The organism is Musicola keenii (assembly GCF_014855505.1).
Taxonomy (GTDB): Bacteria; Pseudomonadota; Gammaproteobacteria; order Enterobacterales; family Enterobacteriaceae; genus Musicola; species Musicola paradisiaca.
Genome location: NZ_JAAWVW010000022.1, coordinates 22,750 through 40,015, shown reverse-complemented (window position 1 = coordinate 40,015; position 17,266 = coordinate 22,750). Strand labels below are relative to the sequence as shown.

Sequence of the window (17,266 nt, the reverse complement as noted above, 5' to 3'; positions counted from 1 at the left end):
TCCTCCTTATGCTGCAATGGCATTCATGATGGCGGCGACCGATAGCTGCTCGAGCGGCAATTCGGCAATTTGCTGGCGATCACGCATGATCAGCACGCGGTCGGCATATCCCACCAGTTCCTCCAGTTCCGATGAGATCACCAGTAGCGCCAGCCCGTTGGCGCACAGGCTTTCGATCAGCCGGATGATTTCCGCATGCGCCCCGACGTCGATGCCGCGCGTGGGCTCATCAAGGATCAGAAATTGCGGTTTGGTCAGCAGCCAGCGCGACAGCAGCACTTTCTGTTGGTTGCCGCCGGATAGCAGTTCGACGGGTTGTTCGGCGCCCGGCGTGCGGATACCCAGTTGGCGGATAAAACGCTCGGCGATTGCCGACTGTTCCCGGCGCGGGATTGGACGTAGCCAGCCACGCTGGGCTTGTAGCGCCAGAATGATATTTTCCCGTACCGAGGCGGCGGCGATGATGCCGTCGGTTTTGCGGTCTTCCGGGCAGAAACCGATGCCGAGGCAAGAGGCCTGATGGGGAGAACGCAATGTCTGCGGTTTGCCTTTGACGACGGCGTTGCCGCTATCGGCGGGACGAATGCCGAAGATGACCTCGGCGGTTTCGGTGCGACCGGAACCGAGCAGCCCAGCCAGCCCGACGATTTCGCCGGGACGTACCGCCAGGTTGAACGGCTGAATAACGCCTTTCTTACCGTAGCCGCTGAATTCCACCACCGGTTTGTCGCTGAGCAGGGTGCGTCCGGCGCGTTGCAGGGCGTTCTGTTCCAGCTCGCGTCCGAGCATCATTTTTATTAGCTCGATTTGCGGCAGCGATGCGGTTTCGCAGGTGCCGACGAATGCGCCGTTGCGCAGTACGGTAATGCGATCCGTGACCTGATAGACCTGGTCGAGAAAGTGAGTGATGAAAATCAGGCTGACGCCCTGATCGCGCAACTGGCGCATCAGGGTAAACAGCATGTCCACCTCTTTGGTATCAAGACTGGCCGTCGGCTCATCAAGAATCAGCACTTTGGCGGACAGGTCGATGGCGCGACAGATGGCGACGATCTGCTGCATCGCCACCGAAAAGCGGTTCAGCGGTTCGCGCACATCGAGTTCAAAACCGTAGGAGGACATCAGTGCGGCAGCACGGCGTTCCATCTCACGGCGTTGTAACAGCCCGAACCGGCGTGGTTCCCGACCGATAAACAGGTTGTCCGCCACCGACATGTTGGGCAACAGGTTGACTTCCTGATAGACGGTGCCGATCCCCAATTGTTGAGCATGCGCGGTATTTTTCGGCGAAATGGCGCGCCCTTCCAGATAAATGGTACCCGCATCGCGCTGGTATACGCCGGTGAGCGTTTTGATCAGGGTGGATTTTCCAGCGCCGTTTTCACCCAGCAGCGCCATGATTTCACCGCGCCGCAGGCTGAAATCGACATTATCCAGCGCCTTGACGCCGGGGAAGGTTTTGCTGAGCCCGGCGGTGCGTAGAATAATGTCCGGACTGTCGAAGCTGTTCATGCGCTATCTCCCTTGGTGGTGGCCGGAGAGGTGAATGGCCGTTGCGTCCCGCCGCGGTGCGTTGGCACGCGGGGCGGGACGAGGGGGGACGACGGTCGGTTAATATCCCATGTTCTTTTTCTTATCGAGTTCGGCCTGCGCGCTGTCAGGCTTGAACAGGGTTGAGGGGGTCAGAATCAGTTTCGGCGGCACGGTGCCGTCCTTTTTGTATTTCTCCAGTGCATCGAACGCCGGGCCGGCCATATTCGGCGTCAGTTCGACGGAAACGTTGGCTTCGCCGGCCAGCATGGCGCGGAAGATATCCGGCACGCCGTCGATTGAACCGGTCAGAATATCTTTGCCCGGTTTCAAGCCAGCTTCCTTAATCGCCTGAATGGCGCCGATGACCATGTCGTCGTTGTGGGCGAAGACCATGCAGATATTTTTGCCGTTATTTTCCGACTTGATGAAGCTCTCCATGACCTGTTTCCCGCCGCTGCGGGTGAAATCGCCGGATTGGGAACGAATGATTTTGATATTCGCTGCGTTGGCGACAGTCTGTTCAAACCCTTTTTTCCGGTCGATGGCGACGCTGGCGCCGACGGTGCCTTCCAACTGCACGACATTACAGGCTTTCCCGTTTTCGGTTTTAATCAGCCAGTCGGCGATCAGCGCGCCTTCCTTGATATTGTCGGCGCGTACCGTGGTGAGATAGAGCGAGTTGTCTTTAACGTCGATACCGCGATCCAGCAGGATGACCGGAATTTTGGCGTCTTTGGCTTCTTTCAGCACCGGCTCCCAGCCGGTGGCCACCACCGGCGCGATGAAGATGGCGTCGACGCCTTGCGCGATGAAAGAACGAACGGCTTTAATCTGGTTTTCCTGTTTCTGCTGCGCGTCGGCGATCTTCAGCGTAATTCCCCGCGCTTTCGCCTGCTCTTTGGCGACCGTGGTTTCCGCCGCGCGCCAGCCGGATTCGGAACCTACCTGCGAGAATCCTACCGTCAGGGGGGCAGCCAGAGCCACAGACGACATGGACGCACAAATGGCTGAAGCTAATACTAAGCGTTTCCACATATGAATTGTCCTCTCGGGTCATGATTGGCAAGACGTCTTAGAGTGCGTCCCGCAATAAAATTTGGTGCTTGCGGTGTTTATTTCACTGTAGGGCGCAATCTCATCAATGATTGGCTTCCGTATCCGATAGCGGCGAATGGCGGCCAGTGTGATTCGGACGCGAAGGCGATGATGCCGGTTTTCTCCTGTAGGGCGGTGAGTCATAGCAGAACATTAGTTTTTACCGGCGCGAGAGGTCAGGGATTATTCGCTGATCTTATGGATAAAATGGCCGTTACCGGGGAATTTGTGACCGCAAGCAAATATTGCTTTCGGTCATTTTTCTGGTGGCGTCGGAGATAATCGGCGGCAGGCGGCGTGCCGGCTATGTTTTTAATTACAGGCTGATTCTCGTGCGATTGACGGGGAATACGCCATGACGATGAACCGCTATTTCATTCCTGATGTTGTCGGTAATGCGTCTGGAATATGGATAAATGGTTTCTGGTTTCTGTTCTCCGGGGAATCTGCGTACCGGTTGATACGCATGATGTCCGGCGATGTGGTGCGTCATGGCTGGAACATGATCCGGCGGCATTATGCATTATTCCGGGGCGCGATTGCGGTCGTGCTCCGGAATATCCGCCAGGGTGTGTTGAGCGCCGTCAACCTGCCATGACGGTATCGACGTTTATCGGCCGTAATAGGCGGTGAAGCTGGCTTTATCCAGCGTATTGGCGTTGATCATGTAACCCCCCAGCGCCGGGGTGGCATCTTTGGGAATGTCCAGCGTTTTCGTGTTCAGCGCATAGACGGTGAAAATGTAGCGATGCGGGTGATCCCCCTTCGGCGGACAGACACCGCCCCAGGCTGCGACGCCGTAGTCGATGCGCAACTGGCGCGCGCCGGCCGGCAGTTGCTTGCCGCCGGCATCGCCGGCGTTAGCCGCCAGACTGTGAGTGCCGGCCGGAATATTGACCACCATCCAGTGCCACCAGCCGGAACCGGTCGGCGCATCCGGGTCGTAAACCGTGACCGCAAAGCTCTGGGTGCCGGCGGGGGCGCCATGCCAGGCCAGCGGCGGCGACTGGTTTTTCCCGCTGCAACCGAAACCGTTGAATTCATAACTGGCGGGCAGGGTGCTGTCGGCGGGGATCGCCGGGCTGGAGAGCGTCAGGCTTGCAGCGTGTGCGCTGGTTGCCAGCGCCAGACCGGCCAGCAGTGCAATTCGGGGGAAGCGGTGTCGGGTCTGTCTTTTCATGGGGGTTTCCTGTGTCTCGTGTTAGGCTGAACCCCATGTTAGCGCTGCGCCGAATGCGCCATTGTTCCGGTTCGCGCAACCTCTGTTCCATTTTCATCATTAGCGATCTGCCCGCATGCTGAACGAATACATCATACCGTTGCCCGCCGAGGCTGAGCCGGTGCCGTTTTATGCGCCGATGAGCGAGGCGTTTTCCCATCAGGTCGTGGCGCGTCGTCAATACTTGCTGCGCACGGTGGTCATGCGTGCCGACCTGATTGGGTTGGTGGTGTCCGGTAATAAACAACTCGTCACCCCGGAAGGCGGCAATGTGTTTGTCCCCGGCGAATTGTTTGTGCTGCCGCGCGGCACTCAGTGGGATGTGATTAACGATCCCGCTCCGCAGGGGAACTATGTGGCGCGGATCCTGACGTTGCAGCCAGAGATAGCCGCGCGGTTTTATCAACGCTTCAGTCAGTTTGCGTTGTTAGGCCCGGTGCGGTCGTTCGCCCGGGTAGCCGGGCGTAACGGTATTCAGGAGGCGTTTTTGCGTGCGGTTGCGGCGCTGGAGACGGCGGGGAGTTCGGCCGCGTTGCGCGAGCACCGGGTGTTGGAGGTGTTGTTGCTGCTGGCGGAACAGGCTGGGGTGGTGCTGGCACCGCCATCGGCCTTGAGCTGGACGGAGAAGGTGCAACGGTTGGTGGCGCAACGCCCCCATGCGGATTGGTCCACCGCCGGGGTGGCCGCTGCACTGGCCGTCAGCGTCAGTACGCTGAACCGACGACTGGCTCAGGAGGGCGTCACCATCGCCGCTTGTGTCCGGGATATTCGGCTGGATGCGGCGCTGACGCTGTTACAATCGTCCGATCGGCCGGTCGCCGTCATCGCGCAGGATGTCGGTTATGTGTCGCACAGTAAGTTTACCGCTGCGTTCCGTCGCCGTTTCGGCGTGGTACCTTCGGCGCTGCGTCCTTAACCCGGCCGGGTTTTTTAAGGCACGACAGGGTGTGGTTATCTGCTTTACTATCAACCTATTGCTGATTATCCGTTTATCGAGTGCCTTTGTGGAAAAGCCGAAACAATCTGATGCCGTAGCCCGGAAGCCTTCGCGTTGGTTGGTTTTACTGATTATTGTGGCGCCCCCGCTGTTGTGGGCCGGGAATTTCATCATCGGCCGCGCTATCCGGGATTGGGTTCCCCCGGTGACGCTGACGCTGGCGCGCTGGAGCATTGCGTTGCTCTGTATTCTGCCGTTTGCGCTGAAGCACCTGCGCCATGACGCCCGTTATTATCTGAGCCACCTGCCATTGATGATCCTGCTGTCGGTGAGCGGGGTGATGACGTTTAGCCTGTGCGTTTATTTCGGGTTGCACTACACCTCCGGCACCAATGGCTTGTTGCTGAACTCGTGCATACCGGCGCTGATCATGTTGTTGGGGCGGTTGTTTTACGGGCAGATGCTACAGACGCGCCAGTTGGCGGGTATGCTGGTGTCGTTTGTCGGTGTGCTGGCGATTATTTTCAAAGGCGAACTGGCCGGGTTGCTGGCACTGTCTTTTTCCGTCGGCGATCTGCTGTTGTTGGCGGCGATGAGCAGTTTTGCCTGCTATTCGTTATGGCTCAGAAAGGTGCCGGTGGAAATCAATCGCACTGGGCTGTTAGCGGTACAGATGCTGATTACAGTGATCGCTACTTTTCCGCTGTGGATCGTTGAACATACCGCAGCGGCGGCCGCAGTGTGGAATGGCTTCACGCTGGCCGCCGTGGTGTTTCTTGGTATTTTTCCTTCCCTTATCGCCTATCTGTTTTTTAGCCGCTGTGTGGAAATGTTCGGCCCGGCCAGAGCCGGGTTGATCATTCACCTGATCCCGGTGTTCGGCGTGTTGTTGTCGATGCTGTTCCTGTCGGAGAGTCTGCATCTGTACCAGGTTGCGGGTATTACAGCGATTCTCGCCGGAATTGGGTTCGCCAGCGTTAAGCGCTGATCGGTGGCGGCTGATCATGGTCTTCCCGCGGTTTTTCCCTTCCTTTTCATGACGAAAAAAGAAAAGAGTATGGATAGTCAATTGATTGATTCTTAAAGAAGAGTTGTTTTTTGATTATGACGCTCCGGATGCGTAACTTTATTTTTATTGAAAAATAATGCGATGTAATGCATAGATTTTGACGGCATTTGTGGCTGATTAATGCCAGGTGCTATACCGTAATGATGCATTTTCGTTGTTTTTATCGTTTCTTTTTTTGGAATGGAAATAATGACTAATAACGTAGTCGCCGGAAAACGTCATTTAGCCTATGTGCTGGCGCTGACACTGGGATTGACGGCCTCTGCCGCCTCGTGGGCTGCAATCGATGTCATTAAGCCGCAGGCGCCCTATCAGGAATTTGTGACGCAGCGTCAGACGGTGGATCTGCTGCTGGGTGAGGCATATCAGGCGTTCAAGAGCCCGGCGCGCATTTCCGGCGCGGGTTTTACCGGTAAATTGCCGTCCAATATGGAAATTGTGGCCGAACGGTTGCTACAGGCGCACAAACTGGAGCCGTACCGTCTCGATCTGCTGTTCAGCGCTGCCAGCGCTTATATTTACAACAACGACATCGCCAAGGCAGTCGAGCTCTACACGCAAATTTTGAGCGATGCACCGGACAACGTTGATGCCTTGATCTATCTGGCTGCCTGGCTGCGTTTCGATGGCAAAGGGGCTGAGAGCGCCAGGTATGTGTCGGATTTGCGTGCGTTGAATCCGGGCAAGGCCGCGGATCTGGATAAGTTCTTTGCTGCGATCGACCACGCCGTCGCCACGCCAGTTACCGATAGCCTGTCGGCAGAACAGCAGAAACTGCTGGCGACCGGCGCAGATAGCAACGCGATCGTCACGTTGGGCTATGCGCTTAATCCGGATGGTTCGATGAACAGTGTTCTGATCGACCGATTGGAGAAAACGCTACAGGTGGCGAAAACCCTGCCGAAAGCATTGATCATCGTCACCGGCGGCGTGCCGCAAAACAATCAGACCGAAGGCCGGCTGATGGCGGACTGGCTGGTGCAGCATGGTATCAAGGCGGAACGGATCTATCAGGATAATTATGCCCGCTCGACGGTTGAGAATGCGCTGTACAGCCGCTATGCGCTGGCTAAACATCGTATCAGGAATGCCGTGATTGTCAGTTCCGGCAGCCATGTGCGGCGAGCCGACGCGATTTTTACGATCGCCAGTTGGGAAACCGGGCCGCGTGATATCCACTTTTTGACGGTGGCAGCCCCAGATAAACCATTGAATGAACTACAAAACGTGAACAAAAAAGACCTGATGGGCATCTACCGTGATGGGTTGAAGGCTTTCGGCCTGTGGAGTTTCCGTAGTTATCCGCTGGAAGAACGCTGAGGAGCCGGATTGCCGGTAGCGCCGGCGACGGGCGATTGAGCCGGGTCTCGTTATGGGAGGGCAACCGCCGTCGGTGGTCATTCCGTGGCGGCCCCCACCAGGCATGAAGGGCATTCTCCCTCCAGCTGCGCACTAACGACGGATTACGCGGGTCACTATGGTGCGCCTTCAGCCACCGGAAACGTTCCCGTGGGAACCGCCCACGGGAACGTTTCCGGTGTTTTAGCGTGGCGCCGCGCATGATGGCGCTAATATTCGGAAAACGGTTCGTCCAGATAAGGCTGTATGTCTTCCGGATTTTTCAGGATCAGCATCCCGGTGGGTAAGGCATTGCCTGTTGCAGGGCCGAGCCCGAGCCGTTGCAGCGTATAGCGCAGGAATGCTTGACGGCAGTTGAATCGCGTCTGGCCGTTTACCATGTCGTAGTCCATTTCCACGATGCGTTGCTGGGCAGCCGTCAAGGCGGGGTGGGGCGCTAGTACCAACGTCAGCATGCGGTGCCATTCGTGATCCTGTGTGATATCAATCTGGCTGGGTTTCAGGTCGAAGGTCTGGACGATCCGCGTGAGTACGAAATCCGTAAAGCGGTGTTGTTGATGACAATATGCTCGTACATGCCAGCGGAGCCCGTCGTAACCCAGCGCATGTGGCGAGATTAACTGCGTGTTGTCTTCCGGCTGTTCGACGGAACGGTAGAGAATGGTGATGGCCATGTTTTCCCGTATGGCGCGGATCACGCATTCCACCGTTTGTTCGTCAACGGCGCGCAATGGCAGAGATGCCCAATCGATATCCGGCGCGCTGCCGATGAAGCTGGCATCGGGATCCACGATTCCGGTGTGGGTTGCCAGTAGCTCTTCCAGGTAACGCTGGGCGGAGCTTTGCGGGTAGACCGGTTGGAATTCGGGCGTGGTGACGTAGGTTTTTGCGCTACGGTCATACATCATATTGCCCGGCGCAATCTCCATGTAACGGGAGATGTCGAGTGAAGCTTGTGGAATCGACAAACCAAAAAAGCCGGTCAGGTCGGTACGGTTGATACGCCCTTCCCAACGCAGGCGGAAATCGATGAACTGGAGGCGGCGTTCCTGCCCCCAGCTGCGTCCTTTGGGAGAGCGTTCGGCAGTGAGTTCTGTAACGGTATTGTTGGGCATGGGAATACAAGACGTATACTGAGAGTAAACAAAACGTATAATTATTATACTATAACGTTGCTTAATGCGTCCATGTGCTCGGCAATCACATCACATGCCCGATGGTGGATGACCAGTGCGATGTTGGCTAGAGTGATTGTGGGGTGTGTTTTTTTATTTATTTGATTTTTATGGGCTTGTCATTTTTTAACCCTAGGGACGTCACGCTATTGACGCCCGAGTGCTGTGGTTTACATGCTTTATTACCATTTATATAAAGATGATTTTCCCGTTGTTTTTCTTGCATCATCTTCGTTTTTATCCCGCTTTTTTAAACAAATCATCAGGCAGCAGTACGCCTGTCATGTTTTACCCAGCCAGAATACTCTGATTTAGGCATTATCGGGTTAGCGTGCGAGTTAGCCTGAGAAAGCCGGCCGTACGTGCCGTACATGCAGTCGAAATGGTTAAAATGCGATCCCGGTCTGGTCCGATGTTGGAAACCATCATGTTCGCTTAATATTCGGCCGATAGTATGAATTAACAGCGTATGCTGCCTGTGATCGTCATTAATGAGGTTGTGTTATATGCAGACGTAGGAGGAAACCATGTTGGAATCAGTCACTGTGTACCTGACCATTCTGGTTGTTGTGGGGATCCCCGGTTTTCTGGCCGCCTTTTTGAGCCCCAAGTGGAACGATTAATTCATGTTTGATCACGCCAGCTTCCCACCTGCCATCGCTGGCAATACGAGCGGTGACAGTGTGGGAGGTTTTATGTGATTTACCGTCTACGCGATACGTCCTTGTTTTTCGCCTGCGCTGATGTCCGAAACGTTGCCGGTATGAATAAACCGGCTATATGGCGATGTCGATCATTCCCACTTTGTCGATGGCTATAAAACAGCCGAGCGATCTGTGCAATAGCTCCGGATTAACTAAACACCATACCGCCGTCGATCAGCAGGGATTGACCCGTCATGTAATCGGAATCCGGCCCAGCGAGGTAGGATACGCAGGCCGCGACGTCTTCCGGCTCCGACAACCTACCGAGCGTGATGCGTTTGGCGAATGTTTCCGTGCCATAACCCAGCGGTTTGCCTGCGGCTTCGGATACTTGACGGTCTATTTCCGCCCACATCGGTGTTTTTACGATGCCGGGACAGTAGGCGTTGACCGTGATGCCGAGGGATGCCAGATCGCGAGCGGCGGTTTGGGTCAGGCCACGTACTGCAAATTTGCTGGAACTGTAAACCGCCAATTCAGGATTACCTACATGACCGGCTTGGGATGCGGCATTAATAATCTTCCCACCATGATCCAATTCCCTGAAGACTTTCACTGCGGCCTGAATGCCCCAGATCACGCCCTTTACGTTGATGTTGTAAACTTTGTCAACGATTTCTGGTGTGATGTCCTCAATGAGCGTGGTCGGTGCTATGCCAGCGTTGTTGACGATAACGTTGAAATCCCCCAGCCGGTCGCGGGCGGCGTGGACAGCGGCGAATACCTGCTCGCGATCCGAGACATCAGCGATAAGCGATATGGCGTTGCCGCCGTGGCTTTTGATCTCCTGGGCAACCCGATCGGCAGTTTCAGCGTTGAAATCCACAACGGCAACGGCGAAGCCATCTTTGGCCAAACGGCATGCAATAGCTTTTCCAATCCCCTGACCAGCACCAGTGACCAATGCGACTTTTTGTTTCATGGTCTTCCCTCTTCTGTTTGTGTGGTCTGCAGGCTAACGTACTTGAAGCGGGTATGAAAACTTATAATAAATGCCGTTTATTATGAGTTTGTTGGTTTTTATTTTGATCTATCGTGGTTGATGATTTTGTTTTATTCTTTTTTTATTTTTTTAATTGGATTTTTATTCTGTTGATGAATATAGCTCTTGGCGAGCGGCGAGAAGATTGCGGCGTTGCACATAAAGATTGACGCCGGAAGGGCGATAAATTGGTTATATTCTGTCGTGTATGCAGTCGCGCCTGATGGGCGCTGGCTGGAGGTCGCTGCTTTACATGGCAGGTTTTCTGTATTGATGACGTTGAACACCGGTAATTATGAGCTACATCGATACCATCAAACATGAGCTTGTCGGTTTCCTGAACGGACTGCCGATTTATCACCCACTGGAAGATGTGATGGAATCGCCGTGGGGTGCGGATGATTTTTCTTGCTCGCCCGACAATCTGGTGATTGGCGGCGGTGCGGGAGAACATCCCGCACTGGTCATTCATGAACTGGGGGCGCTGGTCGCTTCTTATCTGGTGCTCAGCCTGTACAAGCATAACGAATTCTTCCCTGAGCAGCCGGATCCGCTGCCTTCATCCACGGTGGATCGCCTGTATGAAATGGCCGACCGACGCAGGACGCTGGAGTTTTGCGGGTGGTCGATGAATCATGTCCGGGACTTTGTCGATTTGGCCTACTCACCGTTGCATCCCAACCCGCTGGAGGATCAAGGCAGTGCGGAGGAGTGGGTGGAGCATTCGATTGGCGAGTTCGTTTACTATTCATTGCCTGAGTTGAACCCGTTTGATGCGGAAATAGCCGCTTTGCCTGGTATGGAAAGTTGGTTTCCCGGCTATTGGATGTGTAATGTTACCTGTCCGCCGCCTAACTATGTGAAAACCAAAAAACAATCGTTGCTGTCGGGGTCTTTCCGCGAGCATGGTTTTTTCCGCTGGGATTACCACTACCCACCCGAAGAGTAGCTGGACGCTCGGTGGGGTGGGCTGTGATTAAACCTGAATTGTGGGGTTATTTCCTATCATCATCGGTCATGAGGTCTTTTATGGTCAGCTTTTCTCAATTATTACCTTTTGCGGCGATTGCATTCGGGTTGGTGTTGACCCCAGGGCCGAACATGATTTATCTGTTGTCGCGTTCCGTCTGTCAGGGAAAACGCGCAGGACTGGTTTCTCTGGCAGGTGTTGCGTTGGGGTTTCTGTTTTATATGACCGCTGCCGCACTGGGTATTACCGCGCTGGTTATGGCGGTTCCTCTGGCTTACGACGCATTGAGAATGGCTGGTGCTGGCTACCTGCTTTGGCTGGCGTGGCAAGCGGTGCGTAGCGATGGGGCGCCGTTTGCGTTGCGGACGTTGCGGCCGGATAGCAATAAACGATTGTTTATCATGGGGTTGGTAACTAATTTGCTCAACCCCAAGGCTGCGGTGCTTTACCTTTCGCTATTGCCGCAGTTTATCCGCCCGGAACAAGGACATGTGCTGGGGCAGTCTTTGATCCTGGGGGGAACGCAGATCGTCATTAGTATGACGGTTAATGCGTCATTGATTGTGATTGCGGGTTCTATCGCTGCCTTTTTGTCCGGGCGCCCGTTGTGGCAACGTGTTCAGCGCTGGTTGATGGGGACGATACTGGCTGGGTTGGCGATACGCATGCTGGTGGACTCCCGTCGCTAGTCTCTCATCGGTTGGCGGCTTGTATTCGGTTGTCGCCGCCAATCGCACTCATGACGCCTGCGCTACGTTTTTTCCGTGCTTAGTGCACGATTATGTCTGATGTTCCTTCCAATCTCGCCTTACATCCTGCTTATCAACCTTACTGTCGAATGACAGTTCTATACGTTCTGGCTGTTAGAGTTCTGCTCAACCCTTGTTGAATGTTGTGTGAGTTATCCCTGTCAGAGCGTAGTTATGTTTTCCCGCTATCCGGCGGGATTTTTTTTGCCCAATGGGGCAGGGGCGACAATACTGTTGTAGCGGGTTCGAAACTGTTGCGAGCGAAAAACTAATGCTGCCTTAATCTTTGTTTATTAGGCTGTGGTTCCTGTTTTTAGATTCGAGAAGGAATTCTATGAAAGCAAAATACCATTCATCCCAGATCGCGTTGCACTGGCTGGCGTTGTTACTGGTTATCCTGACTTACGCATCAATGGAACTGCGTGGTATCACCGCGCGAGGTAGCAGCGAGCGCGCCTTTATGATGGCAATGCACTACAGTTGCGGGGTTGCGGTGTGGGTATTGATGTTAGTGCGCGTGGCGCTGCGGTTTTTCTATCCGACTCCGCCGATTACACCCAAGCCGGAACGTATGATTGTGATCGCCTCACATGCGATGCACGGCATTTTGTATCTGATGTTTTTAAGCCTGCCGCTTCTTGGCATGCTGAGCATGTATTTCCGTGGTATCGAATGGGGAGTGTTTGGCATTTCGATGCCGATTGCAGCAGAGCCAAATGACGATGTGAAGGAGCTGTTGGAGGGGATTCATGAAGCCATTGCTACCAGCGGTTACTTTCTGATTGGTATTCATGCGTTAGCGGCGATTTATCATCATTATGTAGTCAGAGATGATACCCTGCTGCGGATGATGCCTGATAAGAAGTAATTTTTTTCGTCTATCATGCGGTGGTGTTGCCCACCGCATTTTCATTTTTTGAGTCAAGCCTCCCACTCTTTCTTCTTGTCCCGCCGTGCGTGCGTTTATTCCGAGCGACCCCTTCTTTTTTGCTGCGATGCGCCTTTTGCCGGTTGTTTCACCATGCCGTTAGAGCGCAGGGGGAATGACGCCGTTTTCAGCCAGACTTTTAAAACGACGCAGGGTTTTGTGCAGCATTTCTTTGGGAAGCAATTGGAACATCTGCCCGAGCGTCTTCCCTAAAAATCCCCCCGGCGGTTCGAAACGAATGGTCAGTGTGACTTCTGTAACCTGATCGGAAATCGATTGAAAAGTAAGGCGCCCTTCATTGGGAATACGCGCGCCAGGCAGTGAATGCCAGTATATGAGCTCGCCATTTTTTTCATCGGCAATCCGCGCCAGCCATTCAATGTACAAGCCAAGGGGCGCTTTCATTCGCCAGCGAGAGTCGGTGTTGTTGATAATATCAATGTGGGCGACATGACCCATCAAGATGGGGAGCGTTTCCGGCTTACGCCATAGAGTAAACAGTTCACTTGCCGGGCGAGCAATAACAATATTACTGCTGATTTGGTTCGCCGTATGCGAGTTGCTTTTTAAACCATTCGGAAAAGAGGCTAACACTTCGTATATCTCCCGATAACTGAATTTCCGGAACGCAATGATGGCAGAGCCACATTGCCACGTAATAGTTCTGAGTGCCAGAAAAAGTCATACCGGAGGGAATCTATAGTTGTCTATAGGTTCTCGGTAATTATGGTGACGGCGTTGACTGTATCGGCCAATAATATGTGAAGGCATAACATGAAATGATTTTCTTGCTAGTGTGTTTGGGGTTATTAATCATCTGATACGTTTTTGTTCTTCATTTGCTGATGTTTTTGTTATTTCCAATCTGATTTTTATCCTCGGTCTCTCTGTGATGATTTTTTTAAAATAAAATGCCGAGCGCTTCACATAAAAAGTGGTGATTTTTTTATGCGCTAAGGTTCATTTAATGTCTGGCGGTTATATTTGTTTTCAGGCAGCAAGCTGCCGCGTCACAAACACCAGGGTTTTAAGTTTTATAATAATGAAGTTGCCCACCTGATAGGTGGGCTTTTTTTTCGTGTTATATGGTTTGTTTGGCGATTTATTATTACGTGGTGAATTAAATTAATTCTGTTTTTTTAGTGGTGGCTAAGGTTAGCTTAATATTACTACGCTACGTTATATCACAGGCGGTAAAACAACTGCCTACCCTGTGTCTTCAGGAACCTCCTTGTCAGAGAATAGTGTGTTTAGCCCACCGAAAGGTGGGCTTTTTTTATATGTGGTGATGCTTGTTCTGGCGGTTATAATAACGCGATAAACAACATGAGCCTGTTTTTTTATTGATTGCTAAGGTTGGCTTAATGTTGGTGAGGTATGTTTTATTACAGGCAGCAGAACTGCTGTCTGCCCTGTGTCTTCAGGATCCTCCCTGTCAGAAAATTGTTTTTTTTGCCCACCTAATAGGTGGGCTTTTTTTATTTTTACTGTTAGTGATGATGGTCTTTATCCTTTCTATAAATGTTTTTTTTGGGTGGTGATGAATTAAGGTTGGTTTAAGGTTGTTGCTTTATGCTTTTAATCAGGCAGTAGATAGCTGCCATGCCAGTACTACCAGATATTTGCTGTTGATTGATTTAATAGCACGCCCACTGGATAGTGGGCGTTTTTTTATTCTTTATTTATCTTGTTCAGTTTTTTGATCTCGGTCACGAATGTCGTGGTGCGCTTTTATCCATGTGAACTAGATTATCAATAAGTGCATTATTCAAGGGCTAAAAAATGAGTCTGAATAAGGCATGTCAGCGTATTTTCATTTTATCAGAAACTGATAGCGTTAATTTTACTTTTCATAATAGGAATGTGTTTCTGTGGTTATGAGAACGTTGCGCTAAACCCCGCCAGGGATGAAACATAACAGACTGGTATTTATTCTTTATCCGCGAGTTTGTTGATCTGCCATGTAGCAAGCAGGATATACCGCGAACTTTTACCCCCACAGCGGCGTGTTGCCTTACGGTATTCGCCCGTACTTCTGTGGGGGTTTTCTTTTATCAGGCATTCCCCTCATGCTGCGAAGCGCTGCGCATTTCAGTTAAGCCGGCGGTATCCAATGGGAAAAATGCTACCCTGATGAATAATTCGTTCATTACTATGTAGAAAAGCGTGCGAGGAAAACGATGGTTGAACAGGTAACTGACCAGGTAACAGAGCAGGACGTTCTGCAACTCAGTAGTTTGATGGGGGAGCGGCTTAAGGCTTGCGGCGCCAGGGTAACTTGCGCTGAATCTTGTACGGGCGGCTGGTTGTCCAAAGTGATTACGGATATCGCGGGAAGCTCAGCGTGGTTTGACTACGGTTTTGTAACATACAGCAATCAGGCTAAGCAGGCGTTAGTTGGCGTGCGTGAGGAGACTTTGTTTCATCATGGCGCGGTCAGTAGCGAAGTCGTTGCGGAAATGGCAACTGGCGCATTGCTAAAAGCCAATGCGGATTATGCAGTAGCGGTAAGCGGTATCGCAGGGCCTGACGGTGGAACGCCGGAAAAACCGGTGGGTACAGTCTGGTTTGGCTTTGTCGATCGACTGGGCAATTCTTTTACCAGCAAGGTGGTTTTCTCTGGCAATCGTCATGACGTTCGTCTGCAATCCGTGCACTTTGCCTTGCGTGTCCTGCTGGATTCGTTTTTGCAAAAATAACCTTGATGCTGTATGCGCATACAGTATAATGCGCACATCAGTTTGGTGAATCATGAACAAGCAACAGCGTAGAAGCAGCTCCAGGCTGCGCGACAGGAGTAGAAATGGCTATTGATGAGAACAAACAGAAGGCTCTGGCGGCGGCTCTGGGGCAGATCGAAAAGCAATTCGGCAAGGGTTCTATCATGCGTCTGGGCGAAGATCGCTCGATGGATGTTGAAACTATCTCTACGGGTTCTCTGTCCCTGGATATCGCGCTGGGCGTCGGTGGGTTGCCGATGGGACGTATTGTCGAAATTTATGGTCCTGAGTCGTCTGGTAAGACCACGTTGACGTTACAGGTGATTGCCGCCGCGCAGCGTGAAGGGAAGACCTGTGCCTTTATTGATGCCGAACACGCCCTGGATCCTATTTATGCCAAAAAGCTGGGCGTTGATATTGATAATCTGCTGTGCTCACAACCGGATACCGGCGAGCAGGCGCTGGAGATTTGCGATGCGCTGGCGCGTTCCGGTGCCGTTGACGTCATTATTGTCGACTCTGTTGCCGCTTTGACGCCGAAAGCTGAGATTGAAGGCGAAATCGGTGATTCCCATATGGGGTTGGCTGCGCGAATGATGAGCCAGGCGATGCGTAAGCTCGCCGGTAATCTAAAGCAATCCAATACGCTGCTGATTTTCATTAACCAGATCCGTATGAAGATTGGTGTGATGTTTGGTAATCCTGAAACCACTACCGGTGGGAATGCCTTAAAATTCTATGCCTCTGTTCGTCTGGATATCCGTCGCATCGGTTCTATCAAAGATGGCGAGGAAGTCATTGGTAGCGAAACACGTGTCAAAGTTGTGAAGAACAAAGTTGCTGCACCGTTTAAACAGGCTGAATTTCAGATTCTGTACGGAGAAGGCATCAATATTTACGGTGAACTGGTGGATTTGGGCGTTAAGTTTAAGCTCATTGAGAAAGCGGGTGCCTGGTATAGCTACAACGGTGACAAAATTGGGCAGGGTAAGTCCAATGCGTGCAATTTCCTGAAGGAAAATCCGGCTATTTCTACGGAAATTGATAAAAAACTGCGGGAGATGTTGTTGCACAAGGGGAATGAAACCGTGACTGCGGCAGCCACAGTAAGCGGCGATGCTGAATACGATGCCGAGATTGCTGGCGAAGACGCTAACGGTGATTTTTAAACATTCACGCTATGTCCTCAATATCCTCGCAGCCTATGACGAAGTTATTGCGTTATGCCATGAACATATTGGCTATTCGGGATCATAGTGAATGGGAATTGCGCCGCAAAATTGCGGCGCAACTTCAAAATGATCTGGCGATAGAGTGCTGTGATGAGGAGGCCGTATCGGCGCATGAAGGTTCGTATATCGAACAGGTCATTGATTACTGTAAACAGCATGCCTGGTTGGATGATAGAGCATTTGCTAGCCGTTATATTCGTTCCCGTAGTCGAAAAGGTTATGGTTCGCAGCGAATTTGCGCTGAGCTGACTCAAAAAGGGATTGATAAACACACTCAGCGAGATGTTTTATTGGCGAGTGATATCGATTGGTATCAGTTGGCAAAAACATCAGCCACACGCAAGTTTGGCATGCCCCTTTCCTCAGACTGGAAAGAAAAAGTTAAGGTCCAACGTTATCTGCTTTACCGGGGGTTTACCTCTGACGAAATTCAATCGGTTTACATGAATTTTTCCGATTGAACGCATACGGGATTTTACTTCCCTCCTAAGAAAATTTATCTTATTCCCACTTTTTTGTTCGCGTTTGGCTAGGTCGCGTCAGCATGCCGCAATCGCCTTGCCCGCGACTGTTCTTTTAGCTTGATTTCAGGAC

The 17,266-nt window shown here is 52.3% G+C and carries 18 protein-coding genes; 11 read left to right on the top strand and 7 right to left on the bottom strand.

Annotated features, from left to right (window positions below; genetic code table 11):
- Nucleotides 1–6: 6 nt before the first annotated feature.
- Nucleotides 7–1,512, bottom strand: coding sequence for a galactofuranose ABC transporter, ATP-binding protein YtfR (gene ytfR / locus HEP82_RS17575; RefSeq protein WP_192459255.1), 1,506 nt, complete (start codon nucleotides 1,510–1,512; stop codon nucleotides 7–9).
- Nucleotides 1,513–1,611: 99 nt separating this feature from the next.
- On the bottom strand, nucleotides 1,612–2,568 hold the full coding sequence (ytfQ, locus tag HEP82_RS17570) for a galactofuranose ABC transporter, galactofuranose-binding protein YtfQ (RefSeq protein WP_192459254.1): 957 nt from the start codon (nucleotides 2,566–2,568) through the stop codon (nucleotides 1,612–1,614).
- A 415-nt stretch (nucleotides 2,569–2,983) separates the two neighbouring features.
- Between ytfQ and HEP82_RS17565 the strand changes: the two genes are divergently transcribed.
- Nucleotides 2,984–3,226, top strand: a complete 243-nt coding sequence (locus tag HEP82_RS17565) for a hypothetical protein (protein ID WP_192459253.1) — start codon at nucleotides 2,984–2,986, stop codon at nucleotides 3,224–3,226.
- Nucleotides 3,227–3,238: 12 nt separating this feature from the next.
- Here HEP82_RS17565 and HEP82_RS17560 read toward each other — a convergent pair whose 3' ends face one another.
- A complete protein-coding gene (locus tag HEP82_RS17560) occupies nucleotides 3,239–3,808 on the bottom strand; it encodes a YbhB/YbcL family Raf kinase inhibitor-like protein (protein WP_192459252.1) in 570 nt (189 codons plus the stop codon).
- A gap of 115 nt (nucleotides 3,809–3,923) precedes the next feature.
- Between HEP82_RS17560 and HEP82_RS17555 the strand changes: the two genes are divergently transcribed.
- The 3 genes from HEP82_RS17555 (at nucleotide 3,924) to HEP82_RS17545 (ending at nucleotide 7,173) form a co-directional block, all read left to right on the top strand.
- Complete coding sequence (locus HEP82_RS17555; protein ID WP_192459251.1) at nucleotides 3,924–4,763, top strand: helix-turn-helix transcriptional regulator; 840 nt, start codon at nucleotides 3,924–3,926, stop codon at nucleotides 4,761–4,763.
- On the top strand, nucleotides 4,690–5,772 hold the full coding sequence (locus HEP82_RS17550; RefSeq protein WP_225622537.1) for a DMT family transporter: 1,083 nt from the start codon (nucleotides 4,690–4,692) through the stop codon (nucleotides 5,770–5,772). Before HEP82_RS17555 ends, HEP82_RS17550 begins: the two co-directional genes overlap by 74 nt.
- A 270-nt stretch (nucleotides 5,773–6,042) precedes the next feature.
- On the top strand, nucleotides 6,043–7,173 hold the full coding sequence (locus HEP82_RS17545) for a YdcF family protein (protein WP_192459250.1): 1,131 nt from the start codon (nucleotides 6,043–6,045) through the stop codon (nucleotides 7,171–7,173).
- A gap of 248 nt (nucleotides 7,174–7,421) precedes the next feature.
- Here HEP82_RS17545 and HEP82_RS17540 read toward each other — a convergent pair whose 3' ends face one another.
- The gene (locus HEP82_RS17540; protein WP_192459249.1) at nucleotides 7,422–8,327 is read right to left on the bottom strand and encodes a WYL domain-containing protein; all 906 of its coding nucleotides are present in this window, start codon (nucleotides 8,325–8,327) and stop codon (nucleotides 7,422–7,424) included.
- 587 nt (nucleotides 8,328–8,914) lie between these two features.
- On the opposite strand from HEP82_RS17540, the gene mgtS reads away from it, so the two are divergent.
- Nucleotides 8,915–9,010 carry a protein MgtS gene (mgtS, locus tag HEP82_RS17535; protein ID WP_012764613.1) on the top strand — a complete coding sequence of 32 codons (96 nt, stop codon included), beginning with the start codon at nucleotides 8,915–8,917 and terminating at the stop codon, nucleotides 9,008–9,010.
- Nucleotides 9,011–9,239: 229 nt separating this feature from the next.
- Here mgtS and HEP82_RS17530 read toward each other — a convergent pair whose 3' ends face one another.
- Together HEP82_RS17530 and HEP82_RS17525 are read right to left on the bottom strand one after the other, a co-directional pair.
- Complete coding sequence (locus tag HEP82_RS17530; protein ID WP_192459248.1) at nucleotides 9,240–10,013, bottom strand: (S)-acetoin forming diacetyl reductase; 774 nt, start codon at nucleotides 10,011–10,013, stop codon at nucleotides 9,240–9,242.
- Nucleotides 10,014–10,144: 131 nt separating this feature from the next.
- Entirely contained in the window at nucleotides 10,145–10,360 is a 216-nt protein-coding gene (locus HEP82_RS17525) for a hypothetical protein (RefSeq protein WP_192459247.1), read from the bottom strand.
- A gap of 8 nt (nucleotides 10,361–10,368) precedes the next feature.
- Between HEP82_RS17525 and HEP82_RS17520 the strand changes: the two genes are divergently transcribed.
- From HEP82_RS17520 to cybB, 3 genes are all read left to right on the top strand, one after another.
- On the top strand, nucleotides 10,369–11,022 hold the full coding sequence (locus HEP82_RS17520; protein ID WP_192459246.1) for a hypothetical protein: 654 nt from the start codon (nucleotides 10,369–10,371) through the stop codon (nucleotides 11,020–11,022).
- Between the two features lie 80 nt (nucleotides 11,023–11,102).
- Complete coding sequence (locus tag HEP82_RS17515; RefSeq protein ID WP_192459245.1) at nucleotides 11,103–11,732, top strand: LysE family translocator; 630 nt, start codon at nucleotides 11,103–11,105, stop codon at nucleotides 11,730–11,732.
- Nucleotides 11,733–12,126: 394 nt separating this feature from the next.
- Nucleotides 12,127–12,660: a cytochrome b561 gene (gene cybB, locus HEP82_RS17510; protein ID WP_192459244.1), complete on the top strand. Its 534-nt coding sequence runs from the start codon at nucleotides 12,127–12,129 to the stop codon at nucleotides 12,658–12,660.
- A 159-nt stretch (nucleotides 12,661–12,819) separates the two neighbouring features.
- Here cybB and HEP82_RS17505 read toward each other — a convergent pair whose 3' ends face one another.
- On the bottom strand, nucleotides 12,820–13,314 hold the full coding sequence (locus HEP82_RS17505) for an SRPBCC family protein (protein ID WP_192459243.1): 495 nt from the start codon (nucleotides 13,312–13,314) through the stop codon (nucleotides 12,820–12,822).
- Nucleotides 13,315–14,900: 1,586 nt separating this feature from the next.
- On the opposite strand from HEP82_RS17505, the gene pncC reads away from it, so the two are divergent.
- The 3 genes from pncC (at nucleotide 14,901) to recX (ending at nucleotide 17,133) form a co-directional block, all read left to right on the top strand.
- Entirely contained in the window at nucleotides 14,901–15,419 is a 519-nt protein-coding gene (pncC, locus tag HEP82_RS17500; RefSeq protein ID WP_192459242.1) for a nicotinamide-nucleotide amidase, read from the top strand.
- 104 nt (nucleotides 15,420–15,523) lie between these two features.
- Nucleotides 15,524–16,609, top strand: coding sequence for a recombinase RecA (gene recA, locus HEP82_RS17495; protein ID WP_192459241.1), 1,086 nt, complete (start codon nucleotides 15,524–15,526; stop codon nucleotides 16,607–16,609).
- 35 nt (nucleotides 16,610–16,644) lie between these two features.
- Nucleotides 16,645–17,133, top strand: a complete 489-nt coding sequence (recX, locus tag HEP82_RS17490; RefSeq protein WP_192459240.1) for a recombination regulator RecX — start codon at nucleotides 16,645–16,647, stop codon at nucleotides 17,131–17,133.
- The last annotated feature ends 133 nt before the right edge of the window (nucleotides 17,134–17,266 follow it).

Excerpts from the sequence above, each read along its gene's own strand:
- recA (WP_192459241.1), top strand. The coding sequence starts at position 15,524 with ATGGCTATTGATGAGAACAAACAGAAGGCTCTGGCGGCGGCTCTGGGG.
- mgtS (WP_012764613.1), top strand. The coding sequence starts at position 8,915 with ATGTTGGAATCAGTCACTGTGTACCTGACCATTCTGGTTGTTGTGGGG.
- HEP82_RS17540 (WP_192459249.1), bottom strand. The coding sequence starts at position 8,327 with ATGCCCAACAATACCGTTACAGAACTCACTGCCGAACGCTCTCCCAAA.
- HEP82_RS17520 (WP_192459246.1), top strand. The coding sequence starts at position 10,369 with ATGAGCTACATCGATACCATCAAACATGAGCTTGTCGGTTTCCTGAAC.
- ytfQ (WP_192459254.1), bottom strand. The coding sequence starts at position 2,568 with ATGTGGAAACGCTTAGTATTAGCTTCAGCCATTTGTGCGTCCATGTCG.
- HEP82_RS17515 (WP_192459245.1), top strand. The coding sequence starts at position 11,103 with ATGGTCAGCTTTTCTCAATTATTACCTTTTGCGGCGATTGCATTCGGG.
- recX (WP_192459240.1), top strand. The coding sequence starts at position 16,645 with ATGACGAAGTTATTGCGTTATGCCATGAACATATTGGCTATTCGGGAT.
- ytfR (WP_192459255.1), bottom strand. The coding sequence starts at position 1,512 with ATGAACAGCTTCGACAGTCCGGACATTATTCTACGCACCGCCGGGCTC.
- HEP82_RS17560 (WP_192459252.1), bottom strand. The coding sequence starts at position 3,808 with ATGAAAAGACAGACCCGACACCGCTTCCCCCGAATTGCACTGCTGGCC.
- cybB (WP_192459244.1), top strand. The coding sequence starts at position 12,127 with ATGAAAGCAAAATACCATTCATCCCAGATCGCGTTGCACTGGCTGGCG.
- HEP82_RS17545 (WP_192459250.1), top strand. The coding sequence starts at position 6,043 with ATGACTAATAACGTAGTCGCCGGAAAACGTCATTTAGCCTATGTGCTG.
- HEP82_RS17550 (WP_225622537.1), top strand. The coding sequence starts at position 4,690 with ATGTGTCGCACAGTAAGTTTACCGCTGCGTTCCGTCGCCGTTTCGGCG.
- HEP82_RS17555 (WP_192459251.1), top strand. The coding sequence starts at position 3,924 with ATGCTGAACGAATACATCATACCGTTGCCCGCCGAGGCTGAGCCGGTG.
- HEP82_RS17530 (WP_192459248.1), bottom strand. The coding sequence starts at position 10,013 with ATGAAACAAAAAGTCGCATTGGTCACTGGTGCTGGTCAGGGGATTGGA.
- HEP82_RS17565 (WP_192459253.1), top strand. The coding sequence starts at position 2,984 with ATGACGATGAACCGCTATTTCATTCCTGATGTTGTCGGTAATGCGTCT.
- pncC (WP_192459242.1), top strand. The coding sequence starts at position 14,901 with ATGGTTGAACAGGTAACTGACCAGGTAACAGAGCAGGACGTTCTGCAA.